This window comes from Pseudomonas mucidolens (assembly GCF_900106045.1).
Lineage (GTDB): Bacteria > Pseudomonadota > Gammaproteobacteria > Pseudomonadales > Pseudomonadaceae > Aquipseudomonas > Aquipseudomonas mucidolens.
The window spans coordinates 3627416-3649337 of record NZ_LT629802.1 but is presented as its reverse complement, the minus strand read 5'-3'; the positions used below and the strand labels follow the sequence as shown (position 1 = coordinate 3649337).

General features: G+C 58.7%; 19 protein-coding genes. 16 read left to right on the top strand and 3 right to left on the bottom strand.

Annotation, left to right across the window (positions count from 1 at the left end):
• Positions 1-26: 26 nt before the first annotated feature.
• Complete coding sequence (locus BLU75_RS16850; protein WP_084377189.1) at positions 27-1670, top strand: Na+/H+ antiporter; 1644 nt, start codon at positions 27-29, stop codon at positions 1668-1670.
• A gap of 12 nt (positions 1671-1682) precedes the next feature.
• On the opposite strand, the gene dapC is transcribed toward BLU75_RS16850, so the two are convergent.
• From dapC to map, 3 genes are all read right to left on the bottom strand, one after another.
• A complete protein-coding gene (gene dapC / locus BLU75_RS16845) occupies positions 1683-2882 on the bottom strand; it encodes a succinyldiaminopimelate transaminase (protein WP_084377187.1) in 1200 nt (399 codons plus the stop codon).
• Positions 2883-2984: 102 nt separating this feature from the next.
• Positions 2985-5687: a [protein-PII] uridylyltransferase gene (locus tag BLU75_RS16840; RefSeq protein WP_084377185.1), complete on the bottom strand. Its 2703-nt coding sequence runs from the start codon at positions 5685-5687 to the stop codon at positions 2985-2987.
• Between the two features lie 67 nt (positions 5688-5754).
• On the bottom strand, positions 5755-6537 hold the full coding sequence (gene map, locus BLU75_RS16835; protein WP_084377183.1) for a type I methionyl aminopeptidase: 783 nt from the start codon (positions 6535-6537) through the stop codon (positions 5755-5757).
• Positions 6538-7118: 581 nt separating this feature from the next.
• On the opposite strand from map, the gene rpsB reads away from it, so the two are divergent.
• From rpsB to rnhB, 15 genes are all read left to right on the top strand, one after another.
• The gene (rpsB, locus tag BLU75_RS16830) at positions 7119-7856 is read left to right on the top strand and encodes a 30S ribosomal protein S2 (protein WP_003189158.1); all 738 of its coding nucleotides are present in this window, start codon (positions 7119-7121) and stop codon (positions 7854-7856) included.
• A gap of 191 nt (positions 7857-8047) precedes the next feature.
• Entirely contained in the window at positions 8048-8911 is an 864-nt protein-coding gene (tsf, locus tag BLU75_RS16825; protein WP_084377181.1) for a translation elongation factor Ts, read from the top strand.
• A 209-nt stretch (positions 8912-9120) separates the two neighbouring features.
• On the top strand, positions 9121-9864 hold the full coding sequence (gene pyrH / locus BLU75_RS16820) for a UMP kinase (RefSeq protein WP_003172271.1): 744 nt from the start codon (positions 9121-9123) through the stop codon (positions 9862-9864).
• Positions 9861-10418 (top strand): ribosome recycling factor, encoded by a 558-nt coding sequence (gene frr / locus BLU75_RS16815; protein ID WP_084377179.1) that lies wholly within the window; start codon positions 9861-9863, stop codon positions 10416-10418. Before pyrH ends, frr begins: the two co-directional genes overlap by 4 nt.
• A 16-nt stretch (positions 10419-10434) precedes the next feature.
• A complete protein-coding gene (gene uppS, locus BLU75_RS16810) occupies positions 10435-11190 on the top strand; it encodes a polyprenyl diphosphate synthase (protein ID WP_084377177.1) in 756 nt (251 codons plus the stop codon).
• Positions 11190-11996: a phosphatidate cytidylyltransferase gene (locus tag BLU75_RS16805; protein ID WP_084377175.1), complete on the top strand. Its 807-nt coding sequence runs from the start codon at positions 11190-11192 to the stop codon at positions 11994-11996. The genes uppS and BLU75_RS16805 overlap by 1 nt, the downstream gene beginning before the upstream one ends.
• Positions 11993-13183, top strand: a complete 1191-nt coding sequence (ispC, locus tag BLU75_RS16800) for a 1-deoxy-D-xylulose-5-phosphate reductoisomerase (protein WP_084377173.1) — start codon at positions 11993-11995, stop codon at positions 13181-13183. The genes BLU75_RS16805 and ispC overlap by 4 nt, the downstream gene beginning before the upstream one ends.
• A gap of 35 nt (positions 13184-13218) precedes the next feature.
• The gene (gene rseP / locus BLU75_RS16795; RefSeq protein WP_084377171.1) at positions 13219-14571 is read left to right on the top strand and encodes an RIP metalloprotease RseP; all 1353 of its coding nucleotides are present in this window, start codon (positions 13219-13221) and stop codon (positions 14569-14571) included.
• A gap of 74 nt (positions 14572-14645) precedes the next feature.
• A complete protein-coding gene (bamA, locus tag BLU75_RS16790; protein ID WP_084377169.1) occupies positions 14646-17033 on the top strand; it encodes an outer membrane protein assembly factor BamA in 2388 nt (795 codons plus the stop codon).
• Positions 17034-17078: 45 nt separating this feature from the next.
• The gene (locus tag BLU75_RS16785; RefSeq protein ID WP_084377167.1) at positions 17079-17582 is read left to right on the top strand and encodes an OmpH/Skp family outer membrane protein; all 504 of its coding nucleotides are present in this window, start codon (positions 17079-17081) and stop codon (positions 17580-17582) included.
• Between the two features lie 3 nt (positions 17583-17585).
• The gene (gene lpxD / locus BLU75_RS16780; RefSeq protein ID WP_084377166.1) at positions 17586-18641 is read left to right on the top strand and encodes a UDP-3-O-(3-hydroxymyristoyl)glucosamine N-acyltransferase; all 1056 of its coding nucleotides are present in this window, start codon (positions 17586-17588) and stop codon (positions 18639-18641) included.
• A gap of 110 nt (positions 18642-18751) precedes the next feature.
• Positions 18752-19192: a 3-hydroxyacyl-ACP dehydratase FabZ gene (gene fabZ / locus BLU75_RS16775; RefSeq protein WP_084377164.1), complete on the top strand. Its 441-nt coding sequence runs from the start codon at positions 18752-18754 to the stop codon at positions 19190-19192.
• Positions 19189-19965, top strand: coding sequence for an acyl-ACP--UDP-N-acetylglucosamine O-acyltransferase (gene lpxA, locus BLU75_RS16770; protein WP_084377162.1), 777 nt, complete (start codon positions 19189-19191; stop codon positions 19963-19965). The genes fabZ and lpxA overlap by 4 nt, the downstream gene beginning before the upstream one ends.
• 2 nt (positions 19966-19967) lie before the next feature.
• Entirely contained in the window at positions 19968-21107 is a 1140-nt protein-coding gene (lpxB, locus tag BLU75_RS16765) for a lipid-A-disaccharide synthase (RefSeq protein WP_084377160.1), read from the top strand.
• Positions 21104-21745 (top strand): ribonuclease HII, encoded by a 642-nt coding sequence (gene rnhB, locus BLU75_RS16760; protein ID WP_084377158.1) that lies wholly within the window; start codon positions 21104-21106, stop codon positions 21743-21745. The genes lpxB and rnhB overlap by 4 nt, the downstream gene beginning before the upstream one ends.
• Positions 21746-21922 lie beyond the last annotated feature (177 nt).

Sequence of the window (21922 nt, the reverse complement as noted above, 5' to 3'; positions counted from 1 at the left end):
AGTCGATTGTCTGGGAATCCTGCGTTATGCAAACTGCCTACACCGTTCTTATCCTGCTGATGCTGGTCAGCATGTCGCGCCTGGTCGGGCGTGTTATTCCGCTGCCGCTGCCGTTGCTGCAGATTGCCGCCGGCGCCTTGCTGGCCTGGCCTACCCTGGGGCTGCATGTGGCGCTGGATCCTGAATTGTTTCTGTTTCTGTTTCTGCCGCCGTTGCTGTTCTCGGACGGTTGGCGCATGCCCAAGCGCGCTTTCTGGCGCTTGCGCGGGCCGATCCTGACCCTGGCGGTGGGCCTGGTGTTGTTCACTGTGGTGGGGGCCGGTTATTTCATTCACTGGTTGCTGCCGAGTATTCCGTTGCCGGTGGCGTTCGCCCTGGCGGCCGTGTTGTCGCCGACGGATGCGGTGGCGGTGTCGGCGATTTCCCAGAACCGCTTGCCCACACCCTTGATGCATATGCTCCAGGGCGAAGCCTTGATGAATGATGCCACGGGCCTGGTGACCTTCAAGTTCGCCCTCGCGGCGGCATTGACCGGCGTATTTTCCCTGGCCGATGCCAGCCTGGTCTTTGTGCTGGTGGCGGTCGGCGGTTTGGCCATTGGCGTGGGGTTGAGCTGGTTGGTGGGGCGCCTGCGGGCGTGGATGATCGCCCGGGGCTGGGATGACCCGGCGACTCACGTGGTGTTCATGCTGCTGCTGCCTTTCGCCGCTTATGTCCTGGCTGAGCGTCTCGGCGCTTCGGGCATTTTGTCCGCGGTGGCGGCGGGGATGATGCAAAGCTGGCTGGACCTGCTGCCGCGCCAGACCAGCACGCGCTTGCTTAATCGCAGTGTCTGGTCATTGTTGGAATTTGCCTTTAATGGCCTGATTTTCTTGCTGCTCGGCTTGCAACTGCCGGACATCGTCAAGGCTGTGACCAGCCATGAAGTGACGTTGTGGCCCTCCTTGTTTTACCGCTGCCTGGAGGTGATCGCGATCTTCCTGGTGTTGCTGGTCCTGCGTTTTATCTGGGTGCAAAGCATTTGGCGCCTGTCGGGCCTGTTGCGGCGCCTGCGCGGAAAAAGCCAACTGACCCTGGTGCCGACGGCGCGCTCCTGCTGGTTGTTGACCGTCGGTGGCGTGCGCGGGGCGGTGACCCTGGCGGGTGTGATGTCGGTGCCATTGCTGATGGCGCCCGGCGCAGCGTTCCCGGAGCGGGACCTGCTGATCTTCATCGCCGCCGGAGTGATTCTGTTATCACTGGTGGCCGCCTGTATCGCCTTGCCGCTGTTGCTGCGCGGGATCGAAAAAAGTCCGGACGACAAGCGCCATGCTGAAGTGCGCGATGCCTGGAGGAAAACCGCGGAAGCGGCGATTCATGCCCTCGAGATCGAGGATCCGGCGGATGCCGCGCCCCAAGAGGCCGCGCAGGCCGCGCTGGCGACCGAACTCAAGGCGCGGCTCATGGCTGAATATCGCCATCAACTGGAGGTGTTCAATGATTCCGCCGAAGCGCAGGCGTTGGCATTGCAGATGGATCAACTGGAGCGCAAGTTGCGCCTCAAGGCCCTGCGCGCGCAGCGCCTTGAACTGTACAACCTCAGCCGTCAGCGCCAGATCGGCGATGACGTATTGCGTGAGGTATTGGCGGACCTGGATATGAGTGAAGCGAATCTGGGTCACCTGAAGTGACCCCTGACGCACTTACCGGCGACGCTGGATGAAATCGCGAATCCGCTCGGCCGCTTCCACACATTCGGCCAGCGGCGCAACCAGTGCCAGGCGCACGCGGCCAGCGCCGGGGTTGAAGCCGTCGACTTCTCGCGACAAGTACGAGCCGGGTACCACGGTCACGTGTTCTTGCGCGAACAGCTCGCGGCAGAACGCGGCGTCGTCACCTTTTACGTTCGGCCACAGATAGAAGCCGCCGTCGGGGTTTTGCACATCCAGCACCGGTTTGAGAATCGCCAGCACGGCGTCGAACTTTTCCCGGTACAGATCACGGTTGGCCCGTACGTGTGCCTCGTCTTGCCAGGCGGCGATACTTGCCAGTTGGGTTTGTACCGGCATCGCGCAACCGTGGTAGGTGCGATACAGCAGGAACGCCTTCAGAATCTCGGCATCACCGGCCACGAAACCGGAGCGCAGGCCTGGCAGGTTGGAGCGTTTGGACAGACTGTGGAACACCACGCAACGCTTGAAATCTTTGCGCCCCAGTTCGACGCAGGCGCTGAGCAAGCCCGGCGGCGGGGTCTGTTCGTCGAAGTACAGCTCGCTGTAACACTCATCGGCAGCGATCACGAAGTCATGTTCGTCGGCCAGGGCGATCAGTTTTTTCAGGGTATCGACGGGAATCAGCGCGCCGGTCGGGTTGCCCGGGGAGCACAGGAACAGAATCTGGCAGCGTTTCCAGATGTCCGGCGAGACGGCAGTGAAATCTGGGTTGAAGCCGTTTTCGTCCAGGCAGGGCAGGTAGTGCGGCGTGGCCCCGGCGAGAAACGCTGCGCCTTCGTAGATCTGGTAGAACGGGTTCGGGCTGATCACCAGCGCATCATCGCCACGGTTGACCACGGTCTGGGTGAAGGCAAACAGCGCTTCACGGGTGCCGTTGACCGGCAGGATATGACGCGCCGGGTCCAGCCAGCCCTGGGGCACGTTGAAACGCCGTTCGCACCAATGGCCAATGGCCTCGCGTAAGGCGGGAATGCCCAGCGTGGTCGGATACACCGCCATCTGCTGCAGATTCTCGGCCAGGGCCTGGGCGACGAAGTCCGGAGACCTGTGCTTGGGTTCGCCAATGGACAGCGCAATCGGTCGCTTGTCCGGGTTGGGTGTGACGCTGCCCAGCAGGGCGCGCAATTTCTCGAACGGGTAGGGCTGCAGCTGGTTCAGGGCGTTGTTCATCGCAAGTCTCGTTCAATTCGGTTGTAAGCATGCAGTCTGCCTGGCGCAGCAGAACTAAATGTGGGAGCGAGCAAGCCCGCTCCCACAAGGGAGGCTACAGGTTCATATGGACAGTCGCATTGAACCGCCCGCTGGCTCCTGGTTCACGCTTAATTGCTGGACAATTTCGTCCTGCAGGCGGCGGCACAGTTCAGGGTCGGAAAGCGGCTGGTTGTCTGCATCGGTAATGAAAAACACGTCTTCGACGCGCTCGCCGAGGGTTGCAATCTTGGCGTTCTGCAGCGACAGGTCGAACTCCAGGAAGATCGTGCCGATTCGCGCCAACAGGCCTGGACGGTCCGGTGCGCTGAGTTCCAGCACCGTGACCGGACGCTGGGCATCGTTGTGAATGGTGACCTGGGGCGCGAAGGCAAAGTGCTTGAGTTGGCGCGGTACCCGGCGCTGGATGATGGTCGGATAGTCGTCAGGGTTGCGCAGGGCTTCGGTGAGGCCTTCACGGATCTTTTTCACCCGCTCCGGGTTGTCACCGATGGATTCGCCTTCGGTGTCCAGCACGATATAGGTATCGAGGGTGAACTGGCTGCTGGAGGTAATGACGCGGGCGTCGTGAATGTTCAGGTTGAGCTGGTCCATCGCCGCCACGGTGACCGCGAAAAAGTCATGTTGGTCCGGGGCATAGATGAAGATTTGGGTCCCGCCCTCGAATTCGCGCTGGGTGGTTTCCTTGATCAGCACCAACGAGCCGCCATCGGCCGGTTGCTGGAGGATCGCATCGGTATGCCAGGCCACGTCGCCTGCGGTGTGGCGCAGGAAGTAGTCATCGCCCAGTTGCGACCAGAGCTGCTCGACATCGTCGGGGTCGTTGCCGCCGCGTACCAGGATATCCAGCGCCGCGCTTTGGGTGCGCCGGATCTGCTCTTCGCGGTCGACCGGATTCTCCAGGCCGCGGCGCAGCGCGCGTTTGGTCTCGGTGTAGAGTTGACGCAACAAGCTGGCGCGCCAGGAGTTCCACAGCGTCGGGTTGGTGGCGTTGATGTCGGAGACGGTCAGCACGTACAGATAATCGAGGCGGGTTTCGTTTTCCACGATCTGCGCGAAGTCATGGATCACTTGCGGGTCGGACAAGTCCTTGCGCTGGGCCGTGGTGGACATCACCAGGTGGTTTTGCACCAGCCAGACGATCAGGCGGCTGTCCCAGAGTGGCAACTGATGACGTTGGCAGAACGCTTCGGCGTCCACCGCACCGATTTCCGAATGATCGCCATGGCGACCCTTGCCGATGTCGTGGTACAGCCCGGCCAGGTAGATCAACTCGGGCTTGGGCAGCTTGGCCATCAGTTTGCTTGCCAGCGGGAATTTCTCTGATACCTGGGTGTACTGCACTTTGCGCAAGTGTTTGATCAGGTTCAGGGTGTGGGCGTCGACCGTGTAGATATGGAACAGGTCGTGCTGCATTTGCCCGACGATAAAGCCGAACTCCGGCAGGTAGCGTCCAAGGATGCCGTAGCGGTTCATGCGACGCAGGTTGCGATGGATGCCGATCTTGCACTTGAACAGCTCGATAAACAGGCTGGTATTGCGGATGTCGGTACGAAATTCGTCGTCAATCAGGTGGCGGTTTTCCCGCAACAAGCGAATGGTATCGGCCCGCACGCCCTTGATTTCCGGTTGCTGGGCCATCAGCACGAAGATTTCCAGCATGGCGAAGGGGGTGCGCGTGAACACGTTATCGTGGCGCGCCTCGATATAGCCGTCGTGCAGCTGGAAACGCGCGTTGATGGGGCGTGGCGGTGCTTCGTCGTCCGGGGCCAGGATCACTTCTTCGAAGTGCTGGATGATCAGGTCGCTGAGCTGGGCGATGCTCATCACCACCCGGTAATACTGCTGCATGAAGCTTTCAATGCTGGTCTTCGCGTCTTCGCCCTCGAATCCGAGGAGGACGGCGATGGCGCGCTGGTGATCGAACAGCAGACGATCCTCGGCGCGACCGGCCAGCATGTGCAGGGCATAGCGCACCTTCCACAAAAACTCCTGGGAGGAGGCGAGCAGCGCGTTTTCGCTTTCCACCAGGAACCCTTCACCCGCGAGGGCGCGCAGATTCAGCGTGCCATATTGGCGCCGCGCGACCCACAGGATGGTCTGGATATCCCGCAGCCCGCCAGGCGAACCTTTGACGTTGGGCTCAAGGTTGTATTCAGTGTCGTTGTACTTGTGGTGCCGTGCTTTCTGTTCGGCGCGCTTGGCGAGGAAGAAATTCTTACTCGGCCACATATGCGCGGTGCTGGTGACTTCCAGCATGCGTTGGCGCAGGCGTTCCGGACCGCAGATGGTGCGGCTTTCCATCAGGTTGGTGACCACCGTCAGGTCAGCGCGGGCTTCTTCGGCGCATTCATCCACCGAGCGCACGCTCTGGCCAACTTCCAGGCCGATATCCCACAACAGCGTCAGAAAGCGCTCTATGGAGTCGCGAAATATCTCATGATCAGCGCTGTCCAGCAGGATCAGCAGGTCAATGTCGGAGTAGGGATGCAGTTCGCCCCGGCCGTAGCCGCCGACCGCCACCAGGGCAATATCGGCGTCTTCGCACCAAGTGAACTGTTCCCAGGCCTTTTGCAGGATGTTATCGACGAACCAGGCGCGATCCTCAATCAGTCGGCGAATGTCCCGGCCGCTGCGAAAGCGCGCATCCAGCACTTCGCGGGCCTGGCGGATGGCCTTCTTGAAGGCGGCGATGGGGCTGGCCTTCAGTGCGAGTTCGGCCTGGAACTGGCCTCGGTCGAAGAGTTCGGGATCCACCTGGGGCATCGATCGGCTTTCCTTTCTATCTATCTGGAGATCACAACAGGGCTGGCTGGAAAGCGCGCTGCAAGCATCAGGCCGAAACGCGGGGAATCGTGTCGTCGGCGCGCAGGGTGAAGATCTCGTAACCTGTCTCGGTGACCAACAGGGTGTGTTCCCACTGCGCGGAGAGCTTGCGATCCTTGGTGATGGCGGTCCAGCCGTCGCCCAGCACCTTGGTATCGGCCTTGCCCTGATTGATCATCGGTTCGATGGTGAACGTCATGCCAGCCTTGAGTTCCATGCCGGTACCCGCGCGACCGTAGTGCAGGATCTGCGGTTCTTCGTGGAATACTTTGCCGATGCCATGGCCGCAGAACTCGCGGACCACCGAAAAACCGTTCTTTTCGGCGTGTTTCTGGATGACTTCGCCGATGTCACCAAGGCGGCAGCCGGGCTTGACCAGTTCAATCGCCTTGTACATGCATTCCTGGGTGACCTGGGACAGACGCTCGGCCCAGACCGGAACTGTACCGACGTGGAACATGCGGCTGGTGTCGCCGTGGTAGCCGTCCTTGATGACGGTGACGTCGATGTTCAGGGTGTCGCCGTCCTTCAGTGGTTTGTCACCCGGAATGCCGTGGCACACCACGTGGTTGATCGAGGTACAGATCGACTTGGGGAAGCCCTTGTAATTCAGCGGGGCGGGGATAGCCTTTTGCACGTCGACGATATAATCGTGGCAGATGCGGTCCAGTTCTTCAGTCGTGACGCCTGGCTTGACGTGTCCGGCAATCATTTCCAGCACTTCGGCGGCCAGTTTGCCGGCAACGCGCATGCCGGCGATGTCTTCGGCGGTTTTAAGGGTAACGGTCATACAGGCTCTCTCTAGCGCGACGCGCTGAAATCAATACGGTTTACGGGCGAGCAACAAAAAGGTGCAAAATGTGCACGCGCCCAAAAAAATGCGATTCTAACAGACGCGGCGGGCAAACCATGAGCGTCTGGCGATCGCTTCTGTCTATAAGCTCTACACAACTCTCAGAAACTGACGAATTCCCCTGTGGCGAGCGGGCTTGCCCCGCGCTGGGCTGCGAAGCAGCCCTAAAGCCAGCCGCTACGAAGTATCTGATACACCGCATTCGGCTTACTGGGACTGCTGCGCAGTCCAACGCGGGGCAAGCCCGCTCGCCACAGCAGCCCGATCTGCTAGCGTCTATAAGTGTGGGTATTTTTACCGGATTCAACAGCTTGGATGACAGTGCTGGTGAGCAGATGCGATTGCGTGTTTCGTTTTCGTGCTTCTTGTGGTATAAAATGCGCCGCTTTCCGGGGATGCCCCGCAGAGCTTAAATCCACACACGTGTCGACACGATGACCTGGGTGCCGGAGGCTTTGAAGCCGCTGGTTGGTCATTGGGATACGTGGAGGCCAAACCCGACTTATCAAGGAACTATCATGTCCCAAGTCAATATGCGCGATATGCTGAAGGCCGGTGTGCACTTCGGTCACCAGACCCGTTACTGGAACCCGAAAATGGGTAAGTACATTTTCGGTGCGCGTAACAAGATCCACATTATCAACCTTGAAAAAACCCTGCCAATGTTCAACGAAGCACTGACTTTCGTAGAGCGTCTGGCCCAGGGCAAAAACAAGATTCTGTTCGTCGGCACCAAGCGTTCCGCTGGCAAGATCGTTGCTGAAGAAGCAGCACGTTGCGGTTCGCCGTACGTCGATCACCGCTGGTTGGGCGGCATGCTCACCAACTTCAAGACCATCCGTGCTTCCATCAAGCGTCTGCGTGACCTTGAAGTGCAAGCCGAAGACGGTACTTTCGCCAAGCTGACCAAGAAAGAAGCGCTGATGCGCTCCCGCGATCTTGAGAAGCTGGACCGCTCCCTGGGTGGTATCAAGGACATGGGCGGTCTGCCAGACGCACTGTTCGTTATCGACGTTGATCACGAGCGCATCGCGATCACCGAAGCCAACAAGCTGGGCATCCCGGTTATCGGCGTAGTCGATACCAACAGCAGCCCGGAAGGCGTTGACTACATCATCCCAGGCAACGATGACGCAATCCGCGCCATCCAGTTGTACATGGGTTCGATGGCTGACGCTGTTATCCGTGGCCGCAACCACGTTGCTGGTGGTACCGAGCAGTTCGTTGAAGAAGCTCCGGTAGCCGCCGCTGAGTAATTGACGCCCTGGCGTTGACTCAGTAAGCAAAAAGGGGGCTTGGCCCCCTTTTTGCCACCTCGAAAACCATTTGTTGGCTGTGCGGCACCATCATCTGTAACGTGCAGCGGCCTACAAGGGTGATTCGGGAAGAATTGATCGCCCGTTTGCTCGGGTGGAATGGTTGAAAACCTATCCAAGAGGATTTTGAAATGGCAGAGATTACTGCAGCGTTGGTCAAAGAACTGCGTGAGCGTACTGGCGAAGGCATGATGGATTGCAAAAAGGCCTTGACCAAGGCTGGCGGCGACATCGAAAAAGCCATTGATGACATGCGTGCTTCGGGCGCCATCAAGGCTGCCAAGAAAGCCGGCAACGTAGCTGCTGAAGGTGCTATCGCTCTGGTTGAAGACGGTAAAGCCGCCGTTCTGCTGGAAGTGAACTCGCAGACCGACTTCCTGGCCCTGCAAGACGACTTCAAAGCATTCGTTGCTGCCAGCGTCAAAAAAGCATTTGACGACAAGTTGACTACCGTTGAGCCGTTGATCGAAGCTCAAGAAGCTGATCGCCTGGTACTGGTCGGCAAGGTTGGCGAAAACGTCAACATCCGTCGCCTGGTACGTGTTGAAGGTGATGTGGTTGGTGGTTACCTGCACGGCAACAAGATCGGTGTTGCCGTTGTCCTGAAGGGCGGCAACGTTGAGCTGGCCAAGGACATCGCTATGCACGTGGCGGCCAGCAACCCTGAATTCCTGCTGCCATCGGAAGTCTCCGCTGATGCAATCGAGCGCGAGAAAGCCGTGTTCCTGAGCCTCAACGCTGACAAGATCGCCGGCAAGCCGGAAAACATCGTTGAAAACATGATCAAGGGCCGTATCAGCAAGTTCCTGGCTGAAGCGAGCCTGGTTGAGCAGGCGTTCGTCAAGAACCCTGAAATCAAGGTTGGCGAACTGGCCAAGAAAGCCGGTGCTGAAATCGTTTCCTTCACCTACTTCAAAGTAGGCGAAGGCATCGAGAAGCCGGTCGACAACTTCGCTGAAGAAGTTGCTGCCCAGCTGGCTGCCGCCAAGCAATAAGACAGTTTTCAACTGTCGCCCGAAAGAGGCTGCCCGCTTACGCGCGCGGCCTCTTTTCAAATGGGATGACCAATTTATTTGGTTTCCCTTCGGAACTGGCTTACAAAGTCGTGTTCCGATGGCGCTGTAGCAGCGTCCAGCTAGAGTGAACGCAAGCCGTAAACGGCTCGCCAAGATTTTTTAAAAATACGCCGCAGGAGAGATTCGCAATGGCTCAGCAGGGCAGTGGTTATCAGGCTCGCTATAAACGCATTCTACTCAAGCTTAGCGGCGAGGCCCTGATGGGCTCGGAAGAGTTCGGGATCGATCCCAAGGTACTCGACCGCATGGCGCTGGAAGTCGGCCAACTGGTGGGCATCGGCGTCCAGGTCGGGCTGGTGATCGGTGGCGGCAACCTGTTCCGCGGCGCTGCGCTCAGTGCGGCTGGCATGGATCGGGTTACCGGCGACCACATGGGCATGCTGGCCACTGTAATGAACGCCCTGGCCATGCGCGATGCCCTGGAGCGTGCCAATATCTCGGCTATCGTGATGTCGGCCATCTCCATGGTTGGCGTGACTGATCATTATGATCGTCGCAAAGCCATGCGCCACCTGAACGCCAAAGAGGTGGTGATCTTTGCCGCCGGCACCGGCAACCCGTTCTTCACCACTGACTCGGCAGCTTGTTTGCGTGCGATCGAGATCGATGCGGACGTGGTGCTCAAGGCCACTAAGGTGGATGGTGTCTACACCGCAGATCCATTCAAAGACCCGCATGCCGAGAAGTTCGATCATCTGACTTATGATGAAGTGCTGGATCGCAAGCTGGGCGTGATGGACCTGACGGCTATCTGTCTGTGCCGCGACCATAAGATGCCGCTGCGCGTATTTAACATGAACAAGCCCGGCGCCTTGCTGAATATCGTACACGGCGGCGCGGAAGGGACTCTGATCGAGGAAGGCCAACAATGATCACCGAAATCAAGAAAGACGCCCAAGCGCGTATGCACAAATCCCTGGAGTCTCTGAGCCATGCGTTCGGCCAGATTCGTACCGGCAAGGCGCACCCGAGCATCCTCGGCAGCGTGATGGTGCCGTATTACGGCGCGGACACTCCGTTGAGCAGTGTTGCCAACGTTACCGTAAAGGATTCCCGCACCCTGCAAGTGGTGGCCTTCGAGCGCAACATGCTCGCGGCAGTCGACAAGGCGATCCAGAGCGCCGGCTTGAACCTCAACCCGACTAACCTCGGCGAGTTGTTGCTGATCTCCATGCCTGCCCTGACCGAAGAAACCCGCAAGGGCTTCACCAAGCAGGCGCGCAGTGCCGCCGAAGACGCCCGTGTCGCAGTGCGCAACATTCGTCGCGATGCCCTGGGCGAGCTGAAGAAACTGGTCAAGGACAAGGAAATCAGCGAAGACGAAGAGCGCCGCGCCGTCGCCGATATCGACAAGCTGACCAAGGATTCCGAGGTCCAGATCACCAAGGCCACCGAAGATAAAGAAAAGGACCTGATGGCCGTATAAGGGTCAGGGCGCTTTCATGGAAAAGACCAAGCAGACTGTACCCGTCGCGGTGCCGCGCCATGTCGCGATCATCATGGACGGGAATAATCGCTGGGCGAAAAAACGCTTTATGCCGGGTGTCGCCGGGCATAAGGCGGGTGTCGATGCGGTAAGGGCGGTTATCGAGGTGTGTGCCGAGGCCAAGGTCGAAGTATTGACCTTGTTTGCCTTCTCCAGTGAAAACTGGCAGCGGCCAGCCGAGGAAGTCAGTGCCTTGATGGATCTGTTCTTCAAGGCCTTGCGTCGTGAGGCCAAGCGCCTGAACGACAACAACATCACTCTGCGCATCATCGGCGACCGCTCGCGGTTCCGTCCGGAGCTGCAAACGGCCATGCGTGAGGCCGAGGCGATCACCGCCGGCAGCAATCGCTTTGTACTGCAAATCGCAGCCAACTATGGCGGCCAGTGGGATATTGCCCAGGCCGCGCAGCGTCTGGCCCGTGAAGTACAGGCCGGCCACTTGCAAGCGGAAGACATCACGCCTGAACTGTTGCAAACCTGCCTGGTGACCGGCGATCTGCCGTTGCCGGACTTGTGCATCCGTACCGGTGGCGAACACCGCATCAGCAACTTCCTGTTGTGGCAGTTGGCCTATACCGAATTGTACTTTTCCGACCTGTTCTGGCCGGACTTCAAACACGATGCCATGCGCCGCGCGCTGGCCGATTTTGCTTCCCGTCAGCGTCGCTTCGGTAAAACGAGCGAGCAGATCGAAGCTGGGGCCCGGGTTTAATGCTTAAACAACGAATCATCACGGCACTGATCCTGCTGCCGATCGCCCTGTGCGGTTTTTTTCTGCTGGAAGGTTCCGGTTTCGCGCTGTTCATTGGTGTGGTCGTGAGCCTGGGCGCCTGGGAATGGGCGCGGCTGGCCGGTTTCACTGCGCAGCTGCCTCGCGTGGTGTATGCCGCTGGCGTGGCGCTGCTGCTGTTTCTGATGTACATCCTGCCGTACGTGGCGCCTTGGGTGTTGGGGGCTGCCGTACTCTGGTGGGCGCTGGCGACATTCCTGGTGCTGACCTACCCGCGTACCAGTGGTCATTGGTCTAGCGTTGCCTGCAAGCTGGTGATTGGTCTGTTGATTCTGTTGCCAGCCTGGCAAGGCCTGGTTTACATCAAGCATATGGCGTTGGGCAACTGGCTGATCATGGCGGTGATGGTGCTGGTCTGGGGCGCGGACATCGGCGCGTACTTCTCCGGTCGAGCGTTCGGCAAGCGCAAGCTGGCGCCTGCCGTCAGTCCTGGGAAGAGCTGGGAAGGGGTGTATGGCGGACTGGCGCTGACCCTGGTGATTACCGCTGTGGTGGGTTTGGTGCGTGACTGGAGTGTCAAGCAGATGCTTCTGGCGCTGGTGGGGACTGCTGTGGTGGTGTTGATCTCGGTGGTCGGGGACTTGACCGAAAGCATGTTCAAGCGCCAGGCCGGGATCAAGGACAGCAGTAATCTGCTGCCGGGGCATGGCGGCGTGCTGGACCGTATCGATAGCCTGACGGCAGCGATCCCGGTGTTTGCCGTATTGTTGTGGATGGCGGCTTCGTGAGCCGGCTGCAGCAGGTCACTGTGCTGGGTGCTACCGGCTCGATCGGGCTGAGTACGCTGGATGTGATTGCCCGTCATCCCGAGCGCTACCAGGTGTTTGCGTTGACCGGTTTCAGTCGCTTGAGCGAATTGCTGGCCTTGTGTGTTCGTCATCTGCCGCAGTTTGCGGTGGTGCCGGATACTGTCGCGGCGCGAGGTCTGCAGGATGATCTGCGGGCTGCCGGACTGTCGACCCAAGTGTTGGTGGGCGAGCAAGGCTTGTGTCAGGTATCCGCCGATCCGGCTGTCGACACAGTGGTTGCCGCCATTGTCGGTGCAGCAGGCTTGCGTCCGACCCTGGCGGCTGTCGATGCCGGGAAGAAAATTTTGTTGGCGAATAAAGAAGCCCTGGTCATGTCCGGGACGCTCTTTATGCAGGCGGTACGCAAAAGCGGTGCCGTGTTGTTGCCGCTGGACAGCGAGCACAATGCAATCTTCCAATGCATGCCTGGGGATTTTGCCCGTGGCTTGAGTCAGGTGGGTGTACGTCGTATCTTGCTGACCGCCTCTGGTGGCCCGTTCCGACAAACGCCGCTGGCCGAGTTGGAGCATGTTTCTCCTGATCAGGCGTGTGCCCATCCCAACTGGTCGATGGGGCGCAAGATTTCGGTGGATTCGGCCAGTATGATGAACAAGGGGCTGGAGCTGATCGAGGCGTGCTGGTTGTTTGATGCGCGGCCTGAACAGGTCGAGGTAGTGATTCATCCACAAAGTGTGATTCATTCCCTTGTCGATTATGTGGACGGTTCCGTCCTGGCCCAATTGGGCAATCCGGATATGCGCACGCCGATTGCCAATGCCTTGGCATGGCCCGAGCGCATTGACTCCGGTGTCGCGCCGCTGGATTTGTTTGCCATTGCGCGTCTGGATTTCGAAGCACCTGACGAGCAGCGTTTCCCGTGCCTGCGTTTGGCGCGTGAAGCTGCGGAGGTGGGCAGCAGTGCGCCGGCGATGCTTAACGCGGCCAATGAAGTCGCGGTGGCAGCGTTTCTTGAACGGCGGATTCGTTTTCCGCAAATCGCGAGTATCATCGACGACGTCCTGAATCTCGAGCCGGTGGTCGCAGTGAATGATTTAGGTGCTGTATTCGAGGCCGATGCAAAGGCCCGGGGCTTGGCTGAACAATGGTTGAAGCGCCACGCACGTTAGCCTGTAGGCACTGGATTGGAATGCGGAGAAATTAGATGAGTGCGCTCTACATGATTGTCGGCACCCTGGTTGCTCTGGGTGTGCTGGTCACTTTCCATGAATTCGGCCATTTTTGGGTCGCGCGCCGTTGTGGCGTCAAGGTCCTGCGTTTTTCCGTTGGTTTTGGCATGCCGCTGGTGCGGTGGCATGATCGCCATGGCACCGAGTTCGTGATTGCTGCCATTCCCCTGGGTGGCTACGTCAAGATGCTCGACGAGCGCGAAGGCGAAGTGCCGGCTGATCAGTTGGAGCAATCGTTCAACCGCAAGTCCGTTCGCCAGCGTATCGCCATTGTGGCCGCCGGCCCCATCGCAAACTTTCTACTGGCCATGGTGTTTTTCTGGGCCCTGGCGATGCTCGGCAGCCAGCAGGTACGGCCGGTCATCGGTGCGGTCGAGGCTGGCAGTATTGCGGCCAGGGGCGGCCTGGTAGCCGGGCAGGAAATTGTTGCCATTGATGGTGAGCCAACCACCGGTTGGAGCGCGGTCAATTTACAGCTGGTCCGCCGCCTGGGTGAAAGCGGCACCGTGAACTTAATGGTGCGCGAGCAGGACTCCACTGCCGAAACCCCGCGGGAACTGGTCTTGAATGATTGGCTCAAGGGCGCCGATGAGCCTGATCCGATCAAGTCCCTGGGTATCCGGCCATGGCGTCCAGCGTTGCCGCCGATCCTGGCCGAGCTGGATCCGGAGGGGCCGGCGCAGGCCGCAGGGCTGAAAGCCGGCGATCGGTTGCTGGCGCTTGATGGTCAGTCACTCAATGACTGGCAGCAGGTAGTCGATCTGGTTCGTGTACGTCCGGATACCAAAATTGTGCTGAAAGTTGAGCGCGACGGTGCTCAAATCGACGTCCCGGTGACGCTGGCGGTGCGCGGCGAAGTCAAGGGGGCCGGCGGCTACCTTGGGGCTGGAGTAAAAGGTGTCGATTGGCCGCCATCGATGGTGCGCGAGGTCAGTTTCGGGCCTCTGGCTGCGATTGGCGAGGGCGCGCGACGCACTTGGACCATGAGTCTGCTGACCCTCGATTCACTGAAGAAAATGTTGTTCGGCGAGCTCTCGGTAAAAAACTTGAGTGGACCGATAACCATTGCTAAAGTGGCGGGCGCTTCTGCCCAGTCGGGCGTTGCTGATTTCCTGAATTTCCTGGCTTATCTGAGTATTAGCCTCGGGGTTCTGAATTTGTTGCCCATTCCGGTATTGGATGGGGGGCATCTGTTGTTTTATCTGGTCGAGTGGGTGCGTGGTCGCCCCCTGTCGGATCGGGTGCAGGGTTGGGGGATACAGATCGGTATCAGTTTGGTGGTCGGGGTCATGTTGTTAGCCCTGGTCAACGATCTGGGACGTCTGTAACGCTTCGCTGAATTGCGAATCTGCCGCATTTTGCGGCAGTTTGTTTATTGCCAGTTGGAATAAGAAAGGACTTCATGAAACGTCTGCTGCTAACTGCGGTTCTCACCGTATTGATGATCGCCGAAGTTCACGCCGAGTCCTTCACCATCTCCGATATTCGCGTCAACGGCCTCCAGCGGGTTTCCGCAGGTAGCGTCTTTGGTGCCTTGCCGTTGAACGTTGGGGAACAGGCTGACGACCGTCGCCTGGTGGAATCCACTCGTGCGCTGTTCAAAACCGGTTTCTTTCAAGACATCCAGCTGGGGCGTGAAGGCAACGTCCTGGTCATCACGGTCGTCGAGCGGCCGTCCGTCGCCAGTATCGAGATCGAAGGCAACAAGGCGATCTCCACTGAAGACTTGATGAAAGGTCTGAAACAATCCGGTCTGGCCGAAGGCGAGATCTTCCAGCGTGCCACCCTTGAAGGTGTGCGTAACGAGCTGCAACGTCAATACGTTGCCCAAGGTCGTTATTCCGCTTCCGTCGAGACTGAAGTGGTGCCGCAACCGCGCAACCGTGTGGCGCTGAAGGTCAACATCAATGAAGGCACCGTGGCGGCCATCCAGCATATCAACGTGGTGGGCAACACCAAGTTCGCTGATGAAGACCTGATCGACCTGTTCGAGCTCAAGACCACCAACTGGCTGTCGTTCTTCAAGAACGATGACAAGTATGCCCGGGAAAAACTCTCCGGTGACCTGGAGCGTCTGCGTTCCTATTACCTGGACCGTGGCTATATCAACATGGATATCGCCTCGACCCAGGTGTCGATCACTCCGGACAAGAAACACGTCTATATCACCGTTAACGTCAACGAAGGCGAGAAGTACCGTGTTCGCGACGTGAAGCTGAGCGGCGACTTGAAAGTGCCTGAAGACCAGGTCAAGTCCCTGCTGCTGGTACAGAAAGACCAAGTGTTCTCGCGCAAGCTGATGACCACCACGTCCGAACTGATCACTCGCCGCCTGGGTAACGAGGGTTACACCTTCGCCAACGTCAATGGCGTGCCGACACCGCACGATGATGATCACACCGTGGACATCACCTTTGTCGTCGATCCAGGCAAGCGTGCCTACGTAAACCGTATCAACTTCCGTGGCAACACCAAGTCCGAGGACGAGGTGCTGCGTCGTGAAATGCGTCAGATGGAAGGCGGCTGGGCTTCGACCTACCTGATCGACCAATCCAAGACCCGCCTTGAGCGCCTGGGCTTCTTCAAGGAAGTCAACGTCGAGACACCGGCTGTGCCGGGTGTCGATGACCAGGTCGACGTGAACTACTCCGTTGAGGAGCAGGCGTCCGGCTCCATCACCGCCAGCGTTGGTTTCGCGCAGAGCGCCGGCCTGATCCTCGGTGGCTCGATTACCCAGAACAACTTCCTGGGTACCGGTAACAAGGTTTCCATCGGCCTGACTCGCAGCGAATACCAGAGCCGCTATAACTTTGGCTACGTCGACCCCTACTGGACTGCCGATGGCGTGAGCCTGGGCTACAACGCTTTCTATCGCACCACTGACTACGATGACCTTGATGTCGACGTGGCCAGCTATGCGATCGATAGCCTGGGTGCGGGTGTCAACGTCGGTTACCCGATCAGTGAGACCTCGCGCCTGACCTTCGGCCTGACCGCGCAGCAGGACGAGATCAAGACCGGTGTCTACACCGTGGATGAAATCTTCGACTTCACCCGTCGTGAAGGTGACAAGTTCCTGAACTTCAAGGCGTCGGCCGGCTGGTCCGAGTCGACTCTGAACAAAGGTGTGCTGGCGACCCGTGGGCACTCCCAGAGCCTGACCCTGGAAGCCACTACGCCAGGCAGCGACCTGTCGTTCTTCAAGCTCGACTACCGTGGCCAGTTGTTCACGCCGTTGAGCGATAACTACACCATGCGCCTGCACACGGAACTGGGCTATGGTGATGGTTATGGTTCGACCGACGGCCTGCCGTTCTACGAGAACTACTACGCCGGTGGCTTCAACTCGGTACGTGGCTTCAAGGACAGCACTTTGGGCCCGCGTGGCACACCGAGCCGCGGCTTCAAACAGACCGGTAACCAAGGCACCATTGCCGATACCGACGATGATCCGTTGCCATTTGGTGGTAACGTGCTGATCCAGGGTGGTGCAGAAATTCTGTTTCCGCTGCCATTCGTCAAGGATCAACGCTCGCTGCGTACTTCGGTCTTCTGGGACGTGGGTAACGTGTTCGACTCCAAATGCGAGCAGATCCGTAACCCTACCGGCTTGAAGTCCAATACCCAGTGCAACGACGTAAGCCTGAGCAATCTGGCCAGTTCGGTGGGTGTTGGCGTGACCTGGATCACTGCACTGGGTCCATTGAGCTTCGCCTTGGCGATGCCGATCAAGAAGCCGGATAATGCTGAAACCCAGATTTTCCAATTCTCCCTCGGCCAGACGTTCTAAGCGTCTGACCCAAGATAACGACAACGGATTCTGTAGGAGTGCATCGTGCGTAAGTTGACTCAATTGGTTCTCCTGGCAACTGTGCTGGTAGCGACCCCGGCGTTTGCCGAAATGAAGATTGCCGTTCTGAACTATCAAATGGCCCTGCTGGAATCCGATGCGGCCAAGAAATACGCAGTGGATGCCGAGAAGAAGTTTGGTCCGCAACTGACCAGGCTCAAGACCCTGGAAAGCAGTGCCAAGGGTATCCAGGATCGTCTGGTAGCCGGTGGCGACAAAATGAAGCAAGGCGAGCGCGAGCGTCTGGAGCTTGAGTTCAAGCAAAAGGCCCGTGACTATCAGTTCCAATCCAGGGAGCTGAACGAAGCCAAGGCCGTAGCCGACCGCGAAATGCTCAAGCAGTTGAAGCCGAAACTCGACAGCGCTGTGGAAGCCGTCATCAAGAAAGGTGCTTTTGACCTGGTCTTCGAGCGCGGCGCGGTGATTGACGTGAAACCTCAGTACGACATCACCCGCCAGGTGATCGAGCGCATGAATCAGCTGAAGTAAACCATGACAGCGACTATCAAACTCGGTCAGTTGGCCGAGTTCCTGGGAGCCACCTTGCGCGGCTCCCCGGAGAAAGAAATTACTGGGCTAGCCACTTTGCAGGAGGCTGGCCCAGCTCAGTTGAGCTTCCTCGCAAACCCCCAATATCGTAAATATCTGGGCGAAAGCCAGGCCGCAGCCCTATTGCTGAAGGCCGCTGACGCCGAGATGTTTGTCGGGGATGCGCTGGTGGTTGCTGATCCTTACGCGGCGTATGCACGAGTGTCCCATCTGTTCGATCCGAAGCCGAAGGCCGCAGCAGGTATTCACCCTTCGGCGGTGATTGCCGATGACGCCCAGGTAGACCCTGCGGCAAGCATCGGGGCTTTTGTGGTGATCGAAAGTGGCGCGCGTATTGGCGCCGGTGTGACCATCGGCGCCCATTGCTTTATCGGGGCTCGCAGTGAGATTGGCGCGGGTGGCTGGCTCGCCCCACGCGTAACCCTGTACCACGATGTACGGATCGGGCAGCGTGTAGTGATTCAGTCGGGTGCGGTGATCGGCGGCGAAGGCTTCGGCTTCGCCAATGAAAAAGGCATCTGGCAGAAGATCGCCCAGATCGGTGGTGTGTTGATCGGCGATGACGTGGAAATTGGTGTCAATACCGCTGTGGATCGCGGAGCCTTGGCCGACACGGTGATTGGCAATGGTGTGAAGCTGGACAACCAGATTCAGATCGCCCACAACGTGCAGATTGGCGATCACACGGCCATGGCGGCGTGTGTCGGCATCTCCGGCAGCACCAAAATTGGCAAGCATTGCATGCTTGCAGGCGGCGTCGGGTTGGTAGGTCATATTGAGATTTGCGACAACGTATTCATTACCGGCATGACCATGGTCACCCATTCGATTACCGAATCCGGGGCCTATTCATCCGGCACGGCGATGCAGCCTGCGGCCGAATGGCGCAAGAGCGCGGCGCGTCTGAGGCAACTCGACGACATGGCTCGGCGCCTGAAACATCTGGAAAAGCGTGTTGGGGACGTGACCCCTGGCAGTAATGTTTCATCAGATGGCTGATACCATTTCCATATCAAGTGTACGCAGCAGCTAGACTGCCTTCTTGATTTGCTAGAGGGGCGCGCGTTAGTCCGCACGCTTCCAATCTTTATTACAGGCTTCCCCCCGAAATGATGGACATCAACGAGATTCGCGAATATCTGCCTCACCGTTACCCGTTCCTGCTGGTGGACCGTGTAGTGGAACTCAATGTCGAGGAAAAGCGCATTCGTGCCTACAAGAATGTCAGCATCAACGAACCATTCTTCAATGGTCACTTTCCCGCGCATCCAATCATGCCGGGTGTGCTGATCATTGAAGCGATGGCCCAGGCTGCCGGTATCCTTGGTTTCAAAATGCTTGACCTGAAGCCTGCCGACGGCACGCTTTACTATTTCGTTGGCTCCGACAAGCTGCGCTTCCGTAACCCGGTGACACCTGGCGACCAGTTGATCCTTGAAGCCAAGTTCATCAGCTGTAAGCGCCAGATCTGGAAGTTCGAATGCCAGGCCTCGGTCGATGGCAAGCCTGTGTGCTCCGCTGAAATCATTTGTGCGGAACGCAAACTATGAGTTTGATTGACCCTCGCGCAATCATCGATCCGACGGCCATCCTGGCCGCCGACGTCGAGGTCGGCCCATGGTCGATCGTCGGCGCAGGTGTGGAAATCGGCGAGGGAACAGTCATCGGGCCACACGTGATCCTCAAAGGTCCGACCCGAATCGGCAAACACAATCGCATCTACCAGTTTTCCTCGGTAGGCGAAGACACACCTGACATGAAGTACAAGGGTGAAGAAACACGCCTGGTAATCGGTGATCACAACATCATCCGTGAAGGCGTGACCATTCATCGCGGTACCGTGCAGGATCGAGCAGAGACCACCCTGGGTGACCACAACCTGGTGATGGCCTACGCGCATATCGGTCACGACAGTGTCATCGGCAACCACTGCATTCTCGTCAACAACACCGCGTTGGCAGGCCATGTACACGTTGATGATTGGGCGATCCTCTCCGGTTTTACCCTGGTTCATCAGTACTGCCATATTGGCGCCCACAGCTTTTCCGGCATGGGCACCGCCATCGGCAAGGATGTTCCTGCGTTTGTCACGGTGTTCGGCAACCCAGCCGAAGCCCGTAGCATGAACTTTGAGGGGATGCGCCGGCGTGGTTTCAGCGAAGACGCGATCCACGCGCTGCGCCGTGCCTACAAGGTGGTCTATCGTCAGGGGCTGACGGTTGACCAGGCGCTGAACGAGTTGGCGGATCCAGCAGCGCTGTTCCCGGAAGTGGCGGTGTTCCGTGATTCGATCCAGGCATCGACTCGCGGCATCACGCGTTAATCATGGCCAAGTTGCGTATAGCGCTGGTGGCCGGAGAAGCTTCCGGCGACATTTTAGGCGCAGGTCTGATGCGAGCCCTCAAGGTTCAACATCCCGCTGTTGAGTTTATTGGCGTCGGCGGTCCGCTGATGCAAGCCGAGGGCCTGGTTTCCTACTTCCCCATGGAGCGATTGTCGGTCATGGGGCTGGTGGAGGTCCTGGGACGTCTTCGCGAGTTGCTGGCACGTCGCAAGCTATTGATCCGGACCCTGATTGAAGAAAAGCCCGATGTCTTTATCGGTATCGATGCGCCGGACTTCACCCTGACTATTGAACTCAAGTTGCGTCAGGCCGGAATCAAGACCGTGCATTACGTCAGCCCGTCCGTCTGGGCGTGGCGGCAGAAGCGCGTGCTGAAGATCCGCGAAGGCTGTGACCTGATGCTCACGCTGTTGCCGTTCGAAGCGAAATTCTATGAAGAGAAGGGTGTGCCGGTGCGGTTTGTCGGGCATACCCTGGCTGATGCTATTCCGCTGCAGGCTGACCGAGCCGCGGCCCGTGCCGAGTTGGGCTTGCCCGACGGGCCGTTGGTCGCATTGATGCCGGGCAGCCGGGGGGGCGAGGTCGGACGTCTGGGGGCGTTGTTTTTCGACGCGGCCGAGCGTTTGCTGGCCTTGAAGCCCGGCATCCGTTTTGTGTTGCCATGTGCCAGCCCGCAGCGTCGTGCACAGATCGAAAGCTTGCTGGTGGGGCGCAACTTGCCGCTGACACTGCTCGACGGTGGATCGCACCTGGCCCTGGCGGCTTGCGATGCGGTGTTGATCGCCTCTGGGACCGCGACGCTCGAGGCGCTGCTGTACAAGCGCCCGATGGTGGTGGCCTATCGCTTGGCGCCGCTGACCTACTGGATTCTCAAGCGCATGGTCAAAAGCCCTTATATTTCCTTGCCCAACTTGCTGGCCCAGCGTCTCCTGGTGCCCGAGTTGTTGCAGGACGATGCAACGCCCGAGGCCTTGGCGCAGACCCTTCTACCTTTGATCGACGACGGCAGGGAGCAGACCGGGGGGTTTGACGAAATCCATCGCGTATTGCGCCGCGATGCGTCAAACCAGGCGGCCGATGCGGTCTTGACCTTGATTGGCCAGAAGCAGGGAGCCTTATGAAAACGCAAATAGGCCTGGATTTCAGCCTGGTCGCCGAGACTCACGCGTTGGTCGCGGGCGTCGACGAAGTCGGGCGCGGTCCGCTGTGTGGTGCGGTGGTCACAGCTGCGGTCATTCTTGACCCGAACCGCCCGATTCTTGGGTTGAACGACTCGAAAAAGCTCACTGAAGCGCGTCGTGAAAAACTCTTCGATGAAATCTGCGAAAAAGCGCTGAGCTGGCATATTGCCCGAGCCGAAGTCGAAGAAATCGATAGGTTGAATATTCTTCACGCCACCATGCTGGCCATGCAACGTGCCGTCGAAGGCCTGCACATTGTGCCTAAGCTGGCAATGATCGACGGTAACCGCTGCCCGCAGCTGTCGATGCCCGCTGAAGCGGTGGTCAAGGGTGACAGCAAGGTCCCAGCGATTGCTGCTGCGTCGATTCTGGCCAAGGTCAGTCGCGACCGGGAAATGACCGCCTTCGAATTGATCTATCCGGGCTACGGCATCGGCGGTCACAAAGGCTACCCGACCCCCGTTCATCTAGAAGCCCTGGCCCGTCTTGGGCCCACGCCTATCCATCGGCGCTCCTTCGCGCCGGTGCGGCTCGCTTTTGAAGCTCATGAAGGCTTGGCCACGGCTGTCTTCGTTTAAATCGAGCAGGTTGATCGGCAACCTTCAGTCGATTCGCATCAGCGGATCAGTCCTCATGGGCGTCTTTATGCAGGCCAGGCTTGCGGTCAAGGCGTCATCGCACGCGATAACCTTGATTTTTTGTAGCGCTACTCTGAACGGTTCGTACGGGATCGCCGTGGCGTGAGCGGAAGGCTA

Bases quoted from the DNA above. Each gene is read 5' to 3' on its own strand.
- BLU75_RS16850 (WP_084377189.1), top strand. From the start codon at position 27: ATGCAAACTGCCTACACCGTTCTTATCCTGCTGATGCTGGTCAGCATG.
- dapC (WP_084377187.1), bottom strand. From the start codon at position 2,882: ATGAACAACGCCCTGAACCAGCTGCAGCCCTACCCGTTCGAGAAATTG.
- BLU75_RS16840 (WP_084377185.1), bottom strand. From the start codon at position 5,687: ATGCCCCAGGTGGATCCCGAACTCTTCGACCGAGGCCAGTTCCAGGCC.
- map (WP_084377183.1), bottom strand. From the start codon at position 6,537: ATGACCGTTACCCTTAAAACCGCCGAAGACATCGCCGGCATGCGCGTT.
- rpsB (WP_003189158.1), top strand. From the start codon at position 7,119: ATGTCCCAAGTCAATATGCGCGATATGCTGAAGGCCGGTGTGCACTTC.
- tsf (WP_084377181.1), top strand. From the start codon at position 8,048: ATGGCAGAGATTACTGCAGCGTTGGTCAAAGAACTGCGTGAGCGTACT.
- pyrH (WP_003172271.1), top strand. From the start codon at position 9,121: ATGGCTCAGCAGGGCAGTGGTTATCAGGCTCGCTATAAACGCATTCTA.
- frr (WP_084377179.1), top strand. From the start codon at position 9,861: ATGATCACCGAAATCAAGAAAGACGCCCAAGCGCGTATGCACAAATCC.
- uppS (WP_084377177.1), top strand. From the start codon at position 10,435: ATGGAAAAGACCAAGCAGACTGTACCCGTCGCGGTGCCGCGCCATGTC.
- BLU75_RS16805 (WP_084377175.1), top strand. From the start codon at position 11,190: ATGCTTAAACAACGAATCATCACGGCACTGATCCTGCTGCCGATCGCC.
- rseP (WP_084377171.1), top strand. From the start codon at position 13,219: ATGAGTGCGCTCTACATGATTGTCGGCACCCTGGTTGCTCTGGGTGTG.
- bamA (WP_084377169.1), top strand. From the start codon at position 14,646: ATGAAACGTCTGCTGCTAACTGCGGTTCTCACCGTATTGATGATCGCC.
- lpxD (WP_084377166.1), top strand. From the start codon at position 17,586: ATGACAGCGACTATCAAACTCGGTCAGTTGGCCGAGTTCCTGGGAGCC.
- fabZ (WP_084377164.1), top strand. From the start codon at position 18,752: ATGATGGACATCAACGAGATTCGCGAATATCTGCCTCACCGTTACCCG.
- lpxA (WP_084377162.1), top strand. From the start codon at position 19,189: ATGAGTTTGATTGACCCTCGCGCAATCATCGATCCGACGGCCATCCTG.
- lpxB (WP_084377160.1), top strand. From the start codon at position 19,968: ATGGCCAAGTTGCGTATAGCGCTGGTGGCCGGAGAAGCTTCCGGCGAC.
- rnhB (WP_084377158.1), top strand. From the start codon at position 21,104: ATGAAAACGCAAATAGGCCTGGATTTCAGCCTGGTCGCCGAGACTCAC.